This is a genomic window from Mycoplasma marinum, from assembly GCF_004335975.1.
Taxonomy (GTDB): Bacteria; Bacillota_I; Bacilli_A; order Mycoplasmatales; family Metamycoplasmataceae; genus Mycoplasma_K; species Mycoplasma_K marinum.
This window is the reverse complement of sequence record NZ_PSZO01000102.1, coordinates 1-730: the sequence shown is the minus strand read 5'-3', so window position 1 is coordinate 730 and position 730 is coordinate 1. Positions and strand designations below refer to the sequence as shown.

The 730-nt window shown below is 27.3% G+C and carries 1 protein-coding gene; it reads right to left on the bottom strand.

All coding sequences use genetic code 4. The features are described from left to right. Nucleotides 1-6: 6 nt before the first annotated feature. A partial coding sequence (locus C4B24_RS04875) for a glycosyltransferase (RefSeq protein WP_210725207.1) occupies nt 7-730 on the bottom strand: 724 nt, incomplete at its 5' end.

Genomic DNA, 730 nt, shown 5'->3' with positions numbered 1-730 from the left:
TGCCAATTATTTAATTAGATCCATTCATTTCTGATTTGTATACTCATAACTTAAAAAATCATTATAGAATTCCCTAATTTGATTAGAGAATTTTTCATAATTATTTTTAATTTCATCTATTTTTTTAGGCAATTCGCTTATGTCATCATATAAAAATCATTCAATATTACCTTTAACTAAAATATCAATTGATCTTGAAGCTCCTCTCCTTATAAAAATCGGAACACCACATCTTGCCGCTTCAATAAATACTATTGGAAACCCTTCACCGTCAGTTCTAGATGTAATAACTTGGCAAACACTTTCAGCAAATGCACTAGATAAGCTTTCTGAATCATATTTTCCAAAATAATTCAAATTCTTGTGTGTTTCAACCTCTTTTATAACTCTCTCAATATCTCTTTTATCCCCAGAACCCATAATTGTATGTTCAAAACCGTGATTTATTTCTGACAATCTAATAAATTCTTCAATCTGTTTTGATCCCCCAAATTCAACTCTTGAACAATAAATTACTTTATTTCTAATTTCTTTTTTTGGAACTATAACATCTTTTTTGTGAAATGGAGTTATCGTTATCATTTTTTCCTTTGGAAAAAAACTCAATTCTCTATGATGTGGATAAACTGCAATATTATCTATTTTCTTAATTTTGCTCATAAATAACTTTTTCCTTAAAATATTAGAAGTGAAATATGATTCTATTCATTCATTAGATGAGTGAAGAATG